Annotated in this window: 11 protein-coding genes and 1 pseudogene; 6 read left to right on the top strand and 6 right to left on the bottom strand. The window is 73.6% G+C overall.

Annotated elements, in window-relative coordinates:
- Positions 1–84: 84 nt before the first annotated feature.
- Positions 85–1,332 (top strand): annotated as a pseudogene (locus tag ACTEI_RS11940) (M14 family metallopeptidase); the annotation flags it as partial.
- Here ACTEI_RS11940 and ACTEI_RS11945 read toward each other — a convergent pair.
- The 3 genes from ACTEI_RS11945 to ACTEI_RS11955 form a co-directional block, all read right to left on the bottom strand.
- The gene (locus ACTEI_RS11945) at positions 1,326–3,575 is read right to left on the bottom strand and encodes a putative bifunctional diguanylate cyclase/phosphodiesterase (protein ID WP_122977717.1); all 2,250 of its coding nucleotides are present in this window, start codon (positions 3,573–3,575) and stop codon (positions 1,326–1,328) included. The pseudogene ACTEI_RS11940 and the gene ACTEI_RS11945 sit on opposite strands and share 7 nt — an antisense overlap.
- A gap of 161 nt (positions 3,576–3,736) precedes the next feature.
- The gene (locus ACTEI_RS11950) at positions 3,737–5,416 is read right to left on the bottom strand and encodes a glycoside hydrolase family 13 protein (RefSeq protein WP_122977718.1); all 1,680 of its coding nucleotides are present in this window, start codon (positions 5,414–5,416) and stop codon (positions 3,737–3,739) included.
- Positions 5,417–5,497: 81 nt separating this feature from the next.
- Positions 5,498–6,556, bottom strand: coding sequence for a LacI family DNA-binding transcriptional regulator (locus ACTEI_RS11955; RefSeq protein ID WP_122977719.1), 1,059 nt, complete (start codon positions 6,554–6,556; stop codon positions 5,498–5,500).
- A 167-nt stretch (positions 6,557–6,723) separates the two neighbouring features.
- Between ACTEI_RS11955 and ACTEI_RS11960 the strand changes: the two genes are divergently transcribed.
- Both ACTEI_RS11960 and ACTEI_RS11965 read left to right on the top strand, forming a co-directional pair.
- Complete coding sequence (locus ACTEI_RS11960) at positions 6,724–6,897, top strand: CsbD family protein (protein ID WP_122977720.1); 174 nt, start codon at positions 6,724–6,726, stop codon at positions 6,895–6,897.
- A gap of 121 nt (positions 6,898–7,018) precedes the next feature.
- Positions 7,019–8,167: an LLM class flavin-dependent oxidoreductase gene (locus tag ACTEI_RS11965; protein WP_239082497.1), complete on the top strand. Its 1,149-nt coding sequence runs from the start codon at positions 7,019–7,021 to the stop codon at positions 8,165–8,167.
- 106 nt (positions 8,168–8,273) lie between these two features.
- Here ACTEI_RS11965 and ACTEI_RS11970 read toward each other — a convergent pair whose 3' ends face one another.
- Positions 8,274–10,283 carry an MMPL family transporter gene (locus ACTEI_RS11970; RefSeq protein WP_122977722.1) on the bottom strand — a complete coding sequence of 670 codons (2,010 nt, stop codon included), beginning with the start codon at positions 10,281–10,283 and terminating at the stop codon, positions 8,274–8,276.
- A 73-nt stretch (positions 10,284–10,356) separates the two neighbouring features.
- Between ACTEI_RS11970 and ACTEI_RS11975 the strand changes: the two genes are divergently transcribed.
- Together ACTEI_RS11975 and ACTEI_RS11980 are read left to right on the top strand one after the other, a co-directional pair.
- Positions 10,357–10,860 (top strand): MarR family winged helix-turn-helix transcriptional regulator, encoded by a 504-nt coding sequence (locus ACTEI_RS11975; protein WP_239082496.1) that lies wholly within the window; start codon positions 10,357–10,359, stop codon positions 10,858–10,860.
- Positions 10,861–10,923: 63 nt separating this feature from the next.
- The gene (locus ACTEI_RS11980; protein ID WP_122977724.1) at positions 10,924–11,775 is read left to right on the top strand and encodes a tetratricopeptide repeat protein; all 852 of its coding nucleotides are present in this window, start codon (positions 10,924–10,926) and stop codon (positions 11,773–11,775) included.
- A 74-nt stretch (positions 11,776–11,849) separates the two neighbouring features.
- Here the strand turns inward: ACTEI_RS11980 and ACTEI_RS11985 are convergent, their stop codons facing one another.
- Entirely contained in the window at positions 11,850–12,257 is a 408-nt protein-coding gene (locus ACTEI_RS11985; protein WP_239082495.1) for a MarR family winged helix-turn-helix transcriptional regulator, read from the bottom strand.
- Positions 12,258–12,420: 163 nt separating this feature from the next.
- Between ACTEI_RS11985 and ACTEI_RS11990 the strand changes: the two genes are divergently transcribed.
- The gene (locus tag ACTEI_RS11990; protein WP_187645976.1) at positions 12,421–14,166 is read left to right on the top strand and encodes an ABC transporter ATP-binding protein; all 1,746 of its coding nucleotides are present in this window, start codon (positions 12,421–12,423) and stop codon (positions 14,164–14,166) included.
- A gap of 332 nt (positions 14,167–14,498) precedes the next feature.
- On the opposite strand, the gene ACTEI_RS11995 is transcribed toward ACTEI_RS11990, so the two are convergent.
- Positions 14,499–14,768, bottom strand: coding sequence for a hypothetical protein (locus ACTEI_RS11995; protein WP_122977726.1), 270 nt, complete (start codon positions 14,766–14,768; stop codon positions 14,499–14,501).
- Positions 14,769–14,791 lie beyond the last annotated feature (23 nt).

A 14,791-nucleotide genomic window follows, 5' to 3' on the forward strand; every position in this document is an offset into this window, starting at 1 on the left:
TGGAATGACATGCCCTCGGGTATTGCCATTCATCGATGGGTGCTGGTGGGCTGGGGCCACCCCCATCGACCCCGGAGGTCGTTCATGAGACGACGTGCCCTGGCGGCGTTCGCCGCCGCCACCCTCGCCCTGCTCGCCGCGGAGCCGGCCGCGGCCGTGCCGGAGGAGGTCGAGGCGAGCGCGTACGAGGTCCACGACGTACGCACACCCGCCCAGCGCAACGCCATCGCCCGCAGCGGGGCGGCGATCGACGGCATGGAGCACGCCGTCGTGCAGATCACCGCCACCGCCGCCGAGGTGCGCCGGCTGCGGCGGGCCGGGTTCACCGTCGAGCCGGTGAACCGGGTGCTCGACTTCCCGCCCGCCGACTCCGCCTACCACAACTACGCCGAGATGATCGCCGACGTGAACGCGATCGTCGCCCGCTACCCGTCGATCGCCAGCAAGCGCGTGCTCGGCCGCACCTACGAGGGCCGCGACATCGTGGCCGTGAAGATCTCCGACAACGTGAGCGCCGACGAGGCCGAGCCCGAGGTGCTCTACGAGGCCAACCACCACGCCCGCGAGCACATCACCGTCGAGCAGGCGTTGTACCTGATGCACGAGTTCACCGACGACTACGCCACCGACAGCCGGGTCCGGGCCGTGGTGGACAGCCGGGAGATCTGGATCGTCCCGTCGGTCAACCCGGACGGCTCCGAGTACGACGTCGCCACCGGCAGCTACCGCTCGTGGCGCAAGAACCGGCAGCCGAACTCCGGCTCCACCGCGATCGGCACCGACCTCAACCGCAACTACTCCTACCGCTGGGGCTGCTGCGGCGGCTCGTCCACCACGCCGTCCTCGGCGACCTACCGCGGGCCGTCGGCGTTCTCCGCCCCGGAGACCCGGGTGATCCGGGACTTCGTGGCCAGCCGGGTGGTCGGCGGCGAGCAGCAGATCACCGCGACGATGGATTTCCACTCGTACGGCGAGCTGGTGCTCTGGCCGTTCGGCTACACCACCGCGAACACCGCGACCGGGATGACCACCGACGACTACAACGCGCTGTCGACGCTGGGCCGGCAGATGGCCGCCACCAACAACTACACCGCCGAGCAGTCCAGCGACCTCTACATCACCGACGGTGACCTGTTGGACTGGATGTGGGGCACGTACAAGATCTTCGCGTACACCTTCGAGATGTACCCGACCGGCACGTCCGGTGGCGGCTTCTACCCGCCGGGCAGCGTGATCGCCACGCAGACCGCCCGCAACCGGGAGGCCGCGCTGCGTCTCGCCGAGATCGCCGACTGCCCGTACCGGGTGATCGGCAAGGAGAGCACCTACTGCTGAGCCGGGGTACGGTCCAGCGCCGCGTCGATCAGCGCGGCCGGGCCGGGCTTGGCGAAGTAGTAACCCTGCGCGTACCGGTAGCCGAGGGCCTCCAGCCGGATGGCCTGCTCCTGGGTCTCCACGCCCTCGGCGACCGCGCGCAGCCCGAGCGTCGCCGCGATGGTGCTCAGCGAGGTGGCGATCGCCTCCTGCTCGGCGGTGCCGTTCAGCTCGTCGATGAACGACTTGTCCACCTTGAGCGTGGTGACCGGGCAGGTGCGCAGCAGGGTCAGCGAGGACTGCCCGGTGCCGAAGTCGTCCAGGGCCACGCCGACGCCGAGCTCGCGCAGCTCCCGCACGGTGCTCAGCGCCGCGCCGCCGCCGAAGACCGCGGTCTCGGTGATCTCCAGAGTGATCTTGTCGGGGTCCAGCCGGTAGCGGGCCATCGTCGAGGCCACCTGGTCCGGCAGGTCCGGGTCGAGCAGCTGCCGGGCCGACACGTTGATGTTGACCCGGGGCGCGGCGGCGCCGTGCCGCAGCTGCCACCGCGCCGCGTCCGCGCAGGCCGTCTCGATCACCCAGAGGCCGAGGTCGAGGATCAGCCCGGTCTGCTCGGCGACCGGGATGAACTCGGCCGGCGACACCGGCGGCCCGCCCTGCGGGTGCCAGCGCACCAGCGCCTCCACCCCGGTGAGCCGGCCGCCGGGAAGCTCCACGATCGGCTGGTAGACCAGCCGGAACTCGCCCATCTCCAGGCCTCGGCGCAGCGCGGCGGCCAGGTCGGCGTCGTGCTGCGCGGTGCTGTCCAGTTCCCTGGTGTGCTCCTGGTGCCGGTTGGCCCCGGCCCGCTTGGCGGCCTTGAGCGCCAGCTCGGCGCGGCGCAGCAGATCGGGCACCGCCTCGTCACGGCCGGCGGCCACCCCGGCGGTCACGGTGACCAGCAGGTCGTGCCCGTCCACCCGCAGCGGCAGCCGGAACGCCCGGACCAGCCGCTCGCCCAGCTGCTCCTGCTCCCCGGGCACCAGCACGCCGAACTCGTCGCCGAGCAGCCGGGCGACGAGCGCGTCCGGCCCGAAGGTCTCGGCGATCCGGGCGGCGGCGGCCCGCAGCAGCGCGTCGCCCCGTTCGTCACCGAGCCGGTCGTTGAGGGTGCCGAAGCCGTCCAGGTCGCAGACCGCGACGGTGGCCGGGTCGGTGCGCCGCTGCAGGCTGGCGGCGAACAGCCGCCGGTTCGGGCATCCGGTCAGGTCGTCGTGGTTGGCCTGCTCCTCCAGCCGGTCCAGCAGCACCGTGTTGTCCGAGAGCGCGGCCAGCTGCCGGATCACCACCAGGGTGATCAGCACGACCGAGCCGCCGACCAGCCGGGGTGGCAGGTAGCCGAGCCGCAGCGTGACGCCGACCAGCAGGACGGCGATGACCAGGATCGCCGCGTAGGGCACCACGCTGATGCCCCGCCAGCGCCGGCTGCGCCGTACGCCCACCGGCCGGGCCGGGCGCTCCTGCACACGGATCTGGGCACGCGTGGCCAGAGCGAACAGCACGCCCAGCGGCGCCATCGCCATCGCGGTGACGCTCAGATGCGGCCACGGCGTGGTCCACGGGTAGACGACCCAGGTGGCCGGGGCCAGCAGGCCGATCGGGGCGAGGTACCACAGCGCCGGGCCGTGCACCGGGCCGGAGCCGGTCACCCCGACCCGGACCACCGCGACGGTGGCGGCGCACGCGGTGATCAGCACGATCAGCAGCAGCTCGGTGGCGAGTGTGCCGGACGCCGCGGGCATCGGCATGGTGAGCAGGAAGTGTGAGGTGACCAGCGAGGCGGCCACCCCGACCACGGCCACGTCCAGGAAGTTGGCCAGGCTGGTCCGCCAGGTGCGCGGCTGGCGCGGCAGGCACAGCATGGCGTACACGGTGCCGACCACCGCGCCCAGGTAGCAGGTGGCGGCGAACGCGCCCATCGAGGTCCGGTGCCCGGCGATGGCGGTGTGCAGGCTGTGGTCGAGGGTTCCGGCGGTGAGCACGCCGGCGGCGACCGCCAGCCGGTGCCAGAAGGCACGCGCGGCGCCGTGGCCGGCCCGGGCGGCGACCAGGCAGGCGTACGCCGCGGTGGCGGCCGACGCGACGCCGGTCGGCCAGAGCAGCCAGGCCGGCGCGTCACCGAGGGCGCCGCCGATCCCCAGCAGCACGGTCAGCGCCGCCCAGACCACCGCCAGGAGCACGATCCGCCCGGCCGTCCGGGCCGGTCCGTCCACTCGCCGCATGCTCCACCGTCGATTCCCCGCGTCGCGGTTCAGGTGACGTGCCTGATCGGCCGCGGGACCGGTGATCTGAGGGAAAGACAGAGGTGCGGGCGTGACCCGTGGACACGTGTCACGCCCGCACCTCCCGCCCACCCGCACCGTCCGCGGGTGGCCGGGGCCGATCAGCCGGGGATGGACCACCAGGCCGTGGTGTCCGGCGGCAGCACCACCTCGTCCGGGCCGCCCTCCAGCGGGCCGCTGGCCAGCAGCAGCTCGCCGGGCCGGTCGAGGCTCACCGGCCGGTCGCTCATGTTGACCGTGCAGCGGAACACCGGCGCCCCCTCGACCGCGCGCTCGAACGCCAGCACCCCGGCCGGCGCGGGCACCCAGCGCAGGTTGTCGGTCGGCCGCAGCGCCGGGTTGGCGCGGCGCTGCGCCAGCGCCGCGCGGTACAGCTCCAGCGTCGAGTCCGGCACGCCGGCCTGCGCGGCCACGCTCAGCCGGGCCCACGACTCCGGCTGCGGCAGCCAGCTGGCGCCGCCCTCCGGGCCGAAGCCGTACGGGGCCCGCTCACCGCTCCACGGGATCGGCACCCGGCAGCCGTCGCGGTACCCGTCCTGGCCGGCGGCCCGGTGGAACGCCGGGTCCTGGCGCACCTCCGGCGGCAGGTCGAGCACCTCCGGCAGACCGAGCTCCTCCCCCTGGTAAAGGTACGCCGAGCCGGGCAGCGCCAGCATCAGCGCGCTGGCCGCACGGGCCCGCCGCAGGCCGGCGACCGGGTCGACCGCGACCGCCTTGCGCCCGGCCACCTCGCCCTCGGCGGTCTGCATCAGCCGGGTGGTGTGCCGGACCACGTCGTGGTTGGACAGCGTCCAGGTGGTCGGCGCCCCGACCGCGCTCATCGCGGCGAGCGACTCATCGATGATCTGGCGCTGCTCGTGCACGTTCCACGCGGTGCCCAGGTAGCTGAAGTTGAACGCCTGGTGCAGCTCGTCGTCGCGGACGTAGTGCGCCACCCGGGACAGCGTGGGCGCCCACGCCTCGGCGACCGCGATCCGCTCGCCCGGGTACTCGTCGAGGATCCGCCGCCACGACCGGTAGATCTCGTGCACGCCGTCGCGGTCGAAGCACGGGCTCTCCCCGACGCCCAGCAGATGCCACTCGGCCCCGCCGCCGACGTCCGGCAGGCCCGGCTCCTTGATCAGGCCGTGCGCCACGTCGATCCGGAAGCCGTCGACGCCCAGGTCGAGCCAGAACCGCAGGATGGTCTTGAACTCGTCGCGGACCGCCGGATGGTCCCAGTTGAAGTCGGGCTGCTCCGGGGCGAACAGGTGCAGGTACCACTCGCCGTCCGGGACCCGCGTCCAGGCCGGGCCGCCGAAGATCGACGGCCAGTCGTTGGGCGGCAGCTCGCCGTGCACACCGCGCCCGGGGCGGAAGTGGTAGCGCTCACGAAACAGCGAGCCGGGACCCTCGGCGAGCGCCCGCTGGAACCATTCGTGCTGGTCGGAGGAGTGATTGGGGACCAGGTCGACGATCACCCGCAGACCGAGCGCGTGCGCGCCGGTGATCAGTTCGGCGGCGTCGGCGACGGTGCCGAAGATGGGGTCGACCCGCCGGTAGTCGGAGACGTCGTAACCCGCGTCGGCCTGTGGCGACGCGTAGAACGGGGACAGCCAGACCGCGTCCACGCCCAGGTCCTTGAGGTACGGCAGGCGGCTGCTGATGCCGGGCAGGTCGCCGATGCCGTCGCCGTTGGAGTCGGCGAAGCTGCGCGGGTAGATCTGGTAGATGACCGCGTTGCGCCACCAGGATGCCGGCGGCGCCTCGACGGTGGGCGGTGCGACCAGTTGATCAGTCATGGCGAGGAACGGTAGCAGGCAACTAACACGTGTTACATAGGTCGCGCGTGCTTTCTTTCTGCAAGTTCTTGCAGACGGTGCTTATGCCGGTTTTGCGGCCGACTCCCGGACGATCAGCGACGTGCCGAGCAGCTGATGCGGGTGCTGGTCCTCGCCCCGGATCGCGGAGATCAGGAAATCGGCGGCGATCCGCCCCTTGGCCACGATCGGCTGCCGCACGGTGGTCAGCCGCGGCCGGAACCAGGCCGACTCGGCCAGATCGTCGAAACCGGTCACCGACACCTCGCCCGGCACGTCCACGCCGAGCTCCTGCAACGCGTCCACGGCCCCGAAGGCGAGCACGTCGGACAGCGCCAGGATCGCGGTCGGCCGTGCCGCGGCGCTCATCAGCTCCCGGGTGGCCCGGTATCCGTCGGTACGCGTCACCGGCACCTCGGCCAGCCGTACGTCCGACATGGTCAATCCGGCCTCGGCGAGCGCGTCGCCGATCCCGGCCAGCCGCCGGGCCAGCGGCCCCCGGTAGCCGCGCGCCGGCACCCCCGGCCCCGGGTCGATGGAGAGCACCGCGAGCCGCCGGTGCCCCAGCTCCAGCAGGTAGCGGGCCACCTCCCGGGCCCCGCCGCGGTCGTCGACCTCGACGCTGGGCGCGCCCTCGTGCCGGTCGGAGTCGATCAGCACGAACGGGATCCCGCGCCGGTCCAGCTCGGCCACCTCGCCGCGGTCGATCTCCAGACCGCAGACGACGAACCCGTCCACCGCCGCGTACGGGATCGCCTTGAGCACCGAGTCCTGCAGCGGCGGGGTCAGCAGCAGCGTGTACCCCTCCTGGTCGCACACCTGCCCGGCGCCCATCAGGAACCGCGAGTAGTACGGGTTCTCCAGGATCTGCGCCAGCCGCTGCGGCAGCAGCACCCCGATCGAGTTGGTGGTACCGGCCTGCAGCATCCGCCCCAGCGTGTTCGGCGTGTAGCCGAGCTCCTCGGCGGCCGCCAGGATCCGCTCCCGGGTCGCCGACGAGATCCGCTGCGGGTTGTTGAACGCGAATGACACGGCCGACCGGGAGACCCCCGCCGCCGCGGCGACGTCGCTGGAGGTGGGCTTGCCCGCCCTCGCCGCGCTGCTGGCCTTCCTAGACGGCATCCACGCTCCCCGGGGTCGGCGCCCACCATAACGCAGTGGCCCGGCGCCGCCGGTGACCCCGCCGTCCCGGCCGGCCCGAGTCGGCACGAGAGGCCGGCATGGGTTCGCGGCGGCGGGGTATTCCGACGGTCGTAGGCAACGCGGACTCGAGCCCCCGGAGGCGCACGATGGCTTTTGATGACAAGGTCGACAACAAGGCCGAGGAGATGGGCGGCAAGGTCAAGGAGGGCGTCGGCCGGGCGACCGACGACGAACGTCTCGAGGCCGAGGGCCGGGCGGACCAGACCAGCGCCAACCTCAAGCAGGCCGGCGAGAAGATCAAGGACGTCTTCAAGTCTTGACGGGGTGCGGGGAATCGGGCCGGGGCGAGCGCCCCGGCCCGATTCGTGTCCGGCGGGCCCGGCGCCGATCTCGCCGAGCCCTCCTATTCAGCCGATGGGATTTGTGGGTAGGCTCCCGGCCATGGACTTCCACTGGTTCCTCCCCACCAACGGCGACAGCCGGGACATCGTGGGCGGCGGCCACGGCACGCCGGTCGGCTCGGCCGGCGGGGTGCGCCCGCTGACCATCGGCTACCTCGGCCAGATCGCGCGCGGCGCCGAGCAGCTCGGCTTCGTCGGCGCGCTCACCCCGACCGGCGCCTGGTGCGAGGACGCCTGGCTGACCACCGCCATGCTCACCGAGGTCACCGAGCGGCTGAAGTTCCTGGTCGCGTTCCGGCCCGGGCTGATCGCGCCGACCCTGGCGGCGCAGATGGCCTCGACGTTCCAGCGGCTCTCCGGCGGGCGGCTGCTGCTCAACGTGGTCACCGGTGGCGAGTCCAGCGAGCAGCGGCAGTTCGGCGACTTCCTGGACAAGGACGCCCGCTACGCGCGCACCGCGGAGTTCCTCGGCATCGTCCGCCCGCTGCTGCGCGGCGCGACCGTGACGTACCAGGGCGCGCACCTGCGGGTGGAGAACGCTCACCTGGCCCGGGTGCCGCGGACGCCGCCGGCGATCTACTTCGGCGGCTCGTCGAAGGCCGCCGGCCCGGTCGCCGCCGAGCACGCCGACGTCTACCTGACCTGGGGTGAGCCGCCCGCCCAGGTGGCCGAGAAGCTGGCCTGGATCCGCACCCTGAAACCGGACATGCGCTTCGGCATCCGGCTGCACGTGATCACCCGGGACACCGCGGAGGCGGCCTGGGCGGAGGCGGCCCGGCTGTTGCGCAACGTCTCCGAGCGGGACATCGCCACGGTGCAGGCCGGGCTGCGGCGCAGCGAGTCGGAGGGCCAGCGGCGGATGCTCGACCTGCACGGCGGCAGCCGCGACGGCCTGGTCGTCTCGCCCAACCTGTGGGCCGGGATCGGGCTGGTCCGCGGCGGCGCCGGCACCGCCCTGGTCGGTAGCCACACCGAGGTCGCCGACCGGATCGCGGAGTACGCCGCGCTCGGCATCGAGGAGTTCATCCTGTCCGGGTACCCGCACCTGGAGGAGGCGTACTGGTTCGGCGAGGGGGTGCTGCCCGAGCTGCGCCGCCGCGGCCTGTGGCGGCACCCGGCGGGGGAGGAGGGCACCGCCGCGGCGGCCATCCCGTTCGCCGGCGTCCCGGTGCCGGCCGCGGGCTCCTGAACCGGCGCGCGCGCCGGGCCGCCACGACCGCCCGGCGCGCCGCTCGGCCGCGGCCGGCGGACGTGTCGCTCGGTCCCGCCCGCGGGGCGCCCGGCGCGCTCCGCCGTCATCGCCCGGCGCGTGTCCGGCGCGCCGCTCGGCCGCGGCCGGCGGGCCGCGGGAGCTCGGCGCTCGGCCGCGGCCGGCCGGGCCACCAGAACCGGTCGCCGAGGAGGGTGGCCAGGGCCGGGACCAGCACCGTACGCACGAGCAGGGTGTCCAGCAGCACCCCGATCATCACGATCACGCCGATCTGGGTCAGCGTGATCACCGGCAGCACGCCGAGCACCGCGAACACCGCCGCCAGCAGGATGCCGGCGCTCGTGATCACCGCGCCGGTGACCGCGACCGCGTGCACCATGCCGTCCCGCGTGCCGCGCCGGCCGGCCTCCTCGCGGGCCCGGGTGACCAGGAAGATGTTGTAGTCCACCCCGAGCGCCACCAGGAACAGGAACGAGAACAGCGGCACCTGGTTGTCCAGCGCGTGGTCGAACAGCAGCGACCCGGCGCCCAGCGCGGCCAGGAAGCTGAGGATCACCGTGGCGATCAGCAGCGCCGGGGCGACCAGCGCGCGCAGCAGGACCACCAGCACGAGCAGCACCACCAGCAGGATCACCGGGACGATCACCCGCAGGTCGCGCCGGGTGGCGTCCCGGGTGTCCAGACTGGTCGCCACGCTGCCGCCGACGAGCGCCCGCCCGGCCAGCTCGGCGCGCAGCGCGCGGATCGTGTCGAAGGCGGCCGGGGTGTCCGGCGCGGCGTCCAGGATCACCTGGATGCTCGCCCGGGTGGCGGTCCGCTCGGCGATCCGGGCCTGGGCCACGCCTGGCGTGCCGGAGACCGTGGCGAGCGCCGACGGCGCCTGCTCCGGGCTGGTCAGCACGATCGTCGGGCTGGCCGCGCCGGCCGGGAAATACCTCGACAGGGTCTCCAGCCCGGCGACCGACTCGGAGCGCACCCGGAACTGCTCGCTCTGCGACAGTCCGAGCCGGGTGCCGAGGCCGCCGGCGCAGAGCAGGCCCAGCACGATCACCGACGCCAGGGTCACCGCGACCGGCCTGGCGGCCACCGCGCGCCCGATCCGGGCCCACAACCCCCGCTCCGCCTCGACGCCGCCCTGCCCGGGCCGGGGCACGAACGGCCAGAACAGCCCGCGGCCGCAGACCACGAGCGCGGCCGGCAGCACCAGCAGCGCGAACACCGCGGCGATCGCGATGCCGGCGGCGGCCGTGACGCCCAGCGAGACGTTGCTGCGCAGGCTGGCCAGCAGCAGGGTGAGCAGGCTCAGGACGACCGTGCCGGCGCTGGCCGCGATGGCCGGGCCGGCGCCGCGCAGCGCCTGCCGCATCGCGGTGAACCGGTCCTCGTGCCGGTGCAGCTCCTCGCGGTAGCGCGAGATCAGCAGCAGCGCGTAGTCGGTGCCGGCGCCGAACACCAGCACGGTCACGATGCCGGTGGTGGAACCGCTCACCGGCAGGTCGGTGTGCCGCGAGAGCAGCGCGACGAGGCTGGTGGTCACCCGGTCGGCGAGTCCCACGACGGCCAGCGGGACCAGCCAGAGCAGCGGGCTGCGGTAGGTGACCAGCAGCAGCACCGCGACCACCGCCACGGTGACGATCAGCAGCCGGGTGTTCGCCCCGGTGAAGCTGTCGGCCAGGTCGGCGGTGAACCCGGCGGCACCGGTCACCTCCGCGGTGACTCCGGCCGGCAGCCCGGCCCCGGCCCGGGTCCGCAGGTCGGCGACCGCGGCGATGGTCTCGTCGGACGACACGCCGGCCGGCAGCGGCACCGACACGATCGCGGCGCGGCGGTCCGGGCTGACGATCGGCGTGCCGAGCCGCCCGGCCGGGGCCAGGTCGGCGTCGGTCAGCGGCTGACCCCCCTTGGCGACCACGATCAGGGCGGCGCTGGTGCGGCCGGACGGCAGCTGTTTCTGCAGCTGGGCCACGCGGGTGGACTCGGCCGACGACGGCAGCGAGGCGTTCGGGTCGTTGGTGACCCTGGTCGATCCCGCCAGGCCGATCACCAGGCCGCCGAGCACCAGGGCCAGCAGCAGGGACGCCCATGCCCGTCTCATGAATCCTCCAAGGCTAAGAATCTCGATCATCGAGATTCTCCACCGCCGGTGGGCGATCTGCAACACTGGCGGGGTGAAGGAAACCGAAGCCTCCGCCGGCGAAGCGGTGGAGCGGCAGCGCCTGCGCTCCCGGCTCGTCGACCTGCTGAACGCCTACTCCAGCGAGGCCAACCACATCGGGCACGCCTTCGCCGGCCGCCACCACATGCACGGCACGGACCTGCACGCGCTGCTGGCGGTGATGCACGCCGAGCGGGCCGGTGCGCCGTTGACCCCGGGCCGGCTGGGCGAGGCGATCGGGCTGTCCTCCGGCGCCACCACCGCGCTGATCGATCGGCTGGAACGCGGCGGGCACCTGCGCCGCATCCGGGAGAGCGCCGACCGGCGGGTGGTGCACCTGCGCTACGGCGAGGCCGGGATGCTGCTGGCCAGTGCCTTCTTCACCCCGCTGGCGCCGCGCACGGACGCGGTCATGGAGCGGTTCGACGTGGCGGAGCTGCAGGTGGTCGAGCGGTTCGTGCAGGGGATGGTGGACGCCCTGGTCGGCTACCGCAACGAGCTACGGGGCCGCGACTGACGCAACCGGGCCGCAACGCGCGGTTGCCCCAGATCGGCCGGCGCGTCGCCGATCAACACCGGCGTGCGAACCGAGCCCTTGCTGTCCCAGGCCGACGACCTGCTCGCCCGTGGCCGTGCGGAGAACGCCGCCCACCTGCTCGCGCCGATCGTCGGCCGGCAACCGGAGAACGTGGAGGCCTGGCACCGGCTGGCCCGGGCGCGGCTGGAGATGGGCGATCCGACCGGGGCGCTGCGCTCGGCCCGGGCCGCCTGGCGGCTCGACCCGTCCGGCCCGGAGACGCTCTACTGGCTCAGCCGGACCGCCACCGAGCTCGGGCGGCACCGTGAGGCGATCGACGCCGCGGCCGCCGCCTGCCGCCAGGACCCGGGCAATCCACGGCTGCACGACCGGCTCGCGCAGGCGCAACTGGCGGCCGGCCGGGTCGGCGACGCCCTGACCGGGTTGACCATCGCGATCGAGCTCGCCGGTTACGACGCGGACCTGCACGTCACGCTCGGCCGGGCGCTGTTCGCCGCGGGCCGCCCGCTGAGCGCGCGGGAGGCGATCGGCCGGGCGCTGACCCTGGCGCCCGGGCACCCCGGCGCGCACCGCACGCTGGCCCTGTTCGAGATCGCCATGGCGTCCGTGGTGGATGCGGCGTCGCTGGCCCAGGCGGCCGACGAGTTCGCCCAGTCGATGCGGGTCGGCGCGGACGGTCGCACCGACGAGCGGGCGATCCTGGCCCGGGACGCGCTCGGGCACACCGCCCGGGTCGCCCTGACCTGGTGCCTGATCACCCTGCTCGCACTCGGCGTGCTCAACGCGACGTCGCTGGTCGCGGTGCCGGCCGTGCTCTACCTCACGCTGCTGTGCCTGGGTTCGGTCGCGGCCTGCGGCGCGGTGCTCCTGCGACCGGCGTTGCGGGGTTTCTGACCGTCGCGGTGCTCCTGCGATCGGCGTCGCGGGGGTGAGCGGCGCGGATGCGGCCAGGCGCGCGCCGGGCCGCATCAGGAGGCCAGGCGGCGCAGGATGCGGGCCAGCTCGGCGCGGTCGGCGTCGTCCAGGACGGCGAAGAGGCGCTCGCCCGCGGCGGCCCGGGCGGCCCGGACGCCCTCGCCGGTGGCCCGGCCCGGCCCGGTGAGCGCGACCAGGGTGGCGCGGCGGTCGGCCGGGTCCGGGCGGCGCTCGACCAGACCGCGCCGCTGCAGGTCGTCGACCACCTCGGTGGCCGAGCGCGGGGCGATGCGCAGGTGCTCGGCGAGGGTGCTCAGGCGCATCTCGCCGTGGGTCAGCAGCATGTTGAGGGCGCGGAACTGCGAGGGAGCGATGCCCCAGGGCTCCATCTCCCGCCTGGCGTGCTCCCGGATCCGCCGGCTGACCGCCCAGAACGCCTCCGGCAGCGACTCTTCCTCCACCGGAACAAGGTAGCAGCGATTACCGTTGCTCCCTCATGTTGAGGTAACCTCAGCTTGTCCGGGGGCCCCGCGGCGGGACGCATACCACGGCGCGGTGGCCTCCTTCGTACGAGGAAAGGTCGTGAATTTGGCCGAACATCCCGGCCGGGGCGCGGCACGGACCGTGACCCCCGCGGAGCGGGCGCAGGCCCGAGCCGTCTCGCTGCGCCGCATCGGCGCGCTCTTCATCGGCCACCGGCGGCAACTCGCCTCGGTCGTGGCCATCATCGTGGCGTCATCCGCGCTCGGCATGGCGTCGCCGTTCCTGCTCCGCGAGGTCATCGACGTCGCCCTGCCGCAGCGCGACCTGCGCCTGCTCGTCCAGCTGGTGCTGGGCATGGTGGTGGTCGCCGCGGTCACCTCGGCGCTCGGCGTGGTGCAGACGTGGATCTCCACCACCGTCGGCCAGCGGGTCATGCACCGGCTGCGCGTCGACGTCTTCCGCCACCTGCAGCGGCAGTCGGTGGGCTTCTTCACCCGCACCCGCACCGGCGAGGTGCAGTCCCGGATCACCAACGACATCGGCGGCATGCAGACCGTGGTCACCTCGACCGCGACCAGCATCGCGGCCAACCTCACCACCGTGGTCGCCACCCTCGTCGCGATGATCGCGCTGACCTGGCAGCTCACCCTGATCTCGCTGCTCGTGCTGCCCCCGGCGATCTACCTGACCCGCCGGGTCGCCCGGATGCGCCAGAAGATCACCGCGCAGCGCCAGCGGGAGCTCGCCGAGCTCAACGTGATCATCGAGGAGGGGCTGTCGATCAACGGCATCCAGCTCAGCAAGACGATGGGCGCCGGCGCCGCGCAGGTCGAGCGGTTCACCCGCTCGTCGAACCGGCTGATCGACCTGGAACTGCGCTCCGAGCTCGCCGGACGCTGGCGGATGGCGGCCATGAGCGTCGTCTTCGCGGTCATCCCGGCGACCATCTACCTCGCCGCCGGACTGCCGTTCGCCGCCGGCGCGATGAGCATCGGCACCCTGGTGGCGTTCACCGCGCTGCAGGGCAACCTGTTCCGGCCGCTGATGAGCCTGCTCGATGTGAGCGTCACGCTGACCAGCTCGCTCGCGCTGTTCGCGCGGATCTTCGAATACCTCGACCTGCCGGTCGAGATCGAGGAGCCGGCCCATCCGGTACGCCTGGCGCGGGTGCGCGGCCACCTGCGTTTCGAGGACGTGACCTTCGCGTACGACGACCGCTCACCCGCCGCGCTCGCCGGCGTCACCCTGGACGTGCCCGCCGGCACCTCGCTCGCCCTGGTCGGTGAGACCGGTTCCGGCAAGAGCACGATCGCCGCCCTGATCGCCCGCCTCCACGACCCCACCGCGGGCCGCGTGACGATCGACGGCGTCGACCTGCGCGACCTGTCCCTCGCCGACCTGTCGGAGATGGTCGGGGTGGTCAGCCAGGAGACGTACCTGCTGCACACCACGATCCGGGAGAACCTGCGCTACGCGAAACCCGACGCGACCGACGAGGAGATCGTCGCGGCCGCCACCGCCGCCCAGATCCACCCGCTGATCGCCGCCCTGCCGGACGGGTACGACACCGTGGTCGGCTCCCGCGGGCACCGCTTCTCCGGCGGCGAGAAGCAGCGCATCGCGATCGCCCGCACCCTGCTGCGCAACCCCCGCATCCTGGTGCTGGACGAGGCGACCAGCGCACTGGACACCGAGACCGAGCGGGCCGTGCAGCAGGCTTTCGACGAGTTGGCCCGTGGCCGCACCACGGTCACCATCGCGCACCGGCTGTCCACGGTCCGGGACGCGGACCAGATCGTGGTGATCGACCACGGCCGGGTCCTGGAGTCCGGCACCCACGAGTCCCTGCTGTCGCACGGCGGCCGGTACGCCGCGCTCGCCGCTTGACACCGGCCTTCCCCGGTACGGCGGGCAGCCCCCGCGCCACCGCCCGCCCCGCCCCGTCCCGCCCCTGCCGGCGCGGCCCGGTCCCCCTGCCGGCGCCGCCCACCCCGCCCCTCGCGGGGCAGCCCGCGCCCGTGCCTGCCCGCGGCCCGGGCATCCCTGCTCCCCGACCGCCCCGGCGTCGGCCCCTGCCCAGCGACATCCGCGCCCGTGCTTGCCCGGCAGGGTGAGGATCGTGTCGAGACGCACCGGCCGGCCTTACGTGCTTCGCCAGGTCGGGGTACCGGGTAGGCTGGCCGCCGGACCGGTACGGCAACGACGGGGCGGCCGCGTGGTCACCCGAGGAAGTCGGACACCAGCTCCACGGTCTCGAACCTGCGCGCGGCGAGGTCCTCCCGGGAGCACACGGAGAACAAGGCGAGGTGTGCGTGGCCCGCGGGCCAGGCTACGGCCGCCGGCAGCGCCGGCCGGCCACCGAAATACCCCATGACCGGGCCGTCGCCGTCGCCGTCCAGGGAGAGACACGGACGCGCGAGGCTTACCCAGTAGTCGATGGCATCCCGCGGCATGCCGTGCCCAAGGGCGATCTCCCGGAATTCCGTCAACGTCTACACAGCGGTCACGATCC

This window comes from Actinoplanes teichomyceticus ATCC 31121, assembly GCF_003711105.1.
Taxonomy (GTDB): Bacteria; Actinomycetota; Actinomycetes; order Mycobacteriales; family Micromonosporaceae; genus Actinoplanes; species Actinoplanes teichomyceticus.

What these genes read in the sequence shown, in the direction of transcription:
- ACTEI_RS11945 (WP_122977717.1), bottom strand. Translation starts at nt 3,575, where the DNA reads ATGCGGCGAGTGGACGGACCGGCCCGGACGGCCGGGCGGATCGTGCTC.
- ACTEI_RS11950 (WP_122977718.1), bottom strand. Translation starts at nt 5,416, where the DNA reads ATGACTGATCAACTGGTCGCACCGCCCACCGTCGAGGCGCCGCCGGCA.
- ACTEI_RS11955 (WP_122977719.1), bottom strand. Translation starts at nt 6,556, where the DNA reads ATGCCGTCTAGGAAGGCCAGCAGCGCGGCGAGGGCGGGCAAGCCCACC.
- ACTEI_RS11960 (WP_122977720.1), top strand. Translation starts at nt 6,724, where the DNA reads ATGGCTTTTGATGACAAGGTCGACAACAAGGCCGAGGAGATGGGCGGC.
- ACTEI_RS11965 (WP_239082497.1), top strand. Translation starts at nt 7,019, where the DNA reads ATGGACTTCCACTGGTTCCTCCCCACCAACGGCGACAGCCGGGACATC.
- ACTEI_RS11970 (WP_122977722.1), bottom strand. Translation starts at nt 10,283, where the DNA reads ATGAGACGGGCATGGGCGTCCCTGCTGCTGGCCCTGGTGCTCGGCGGC.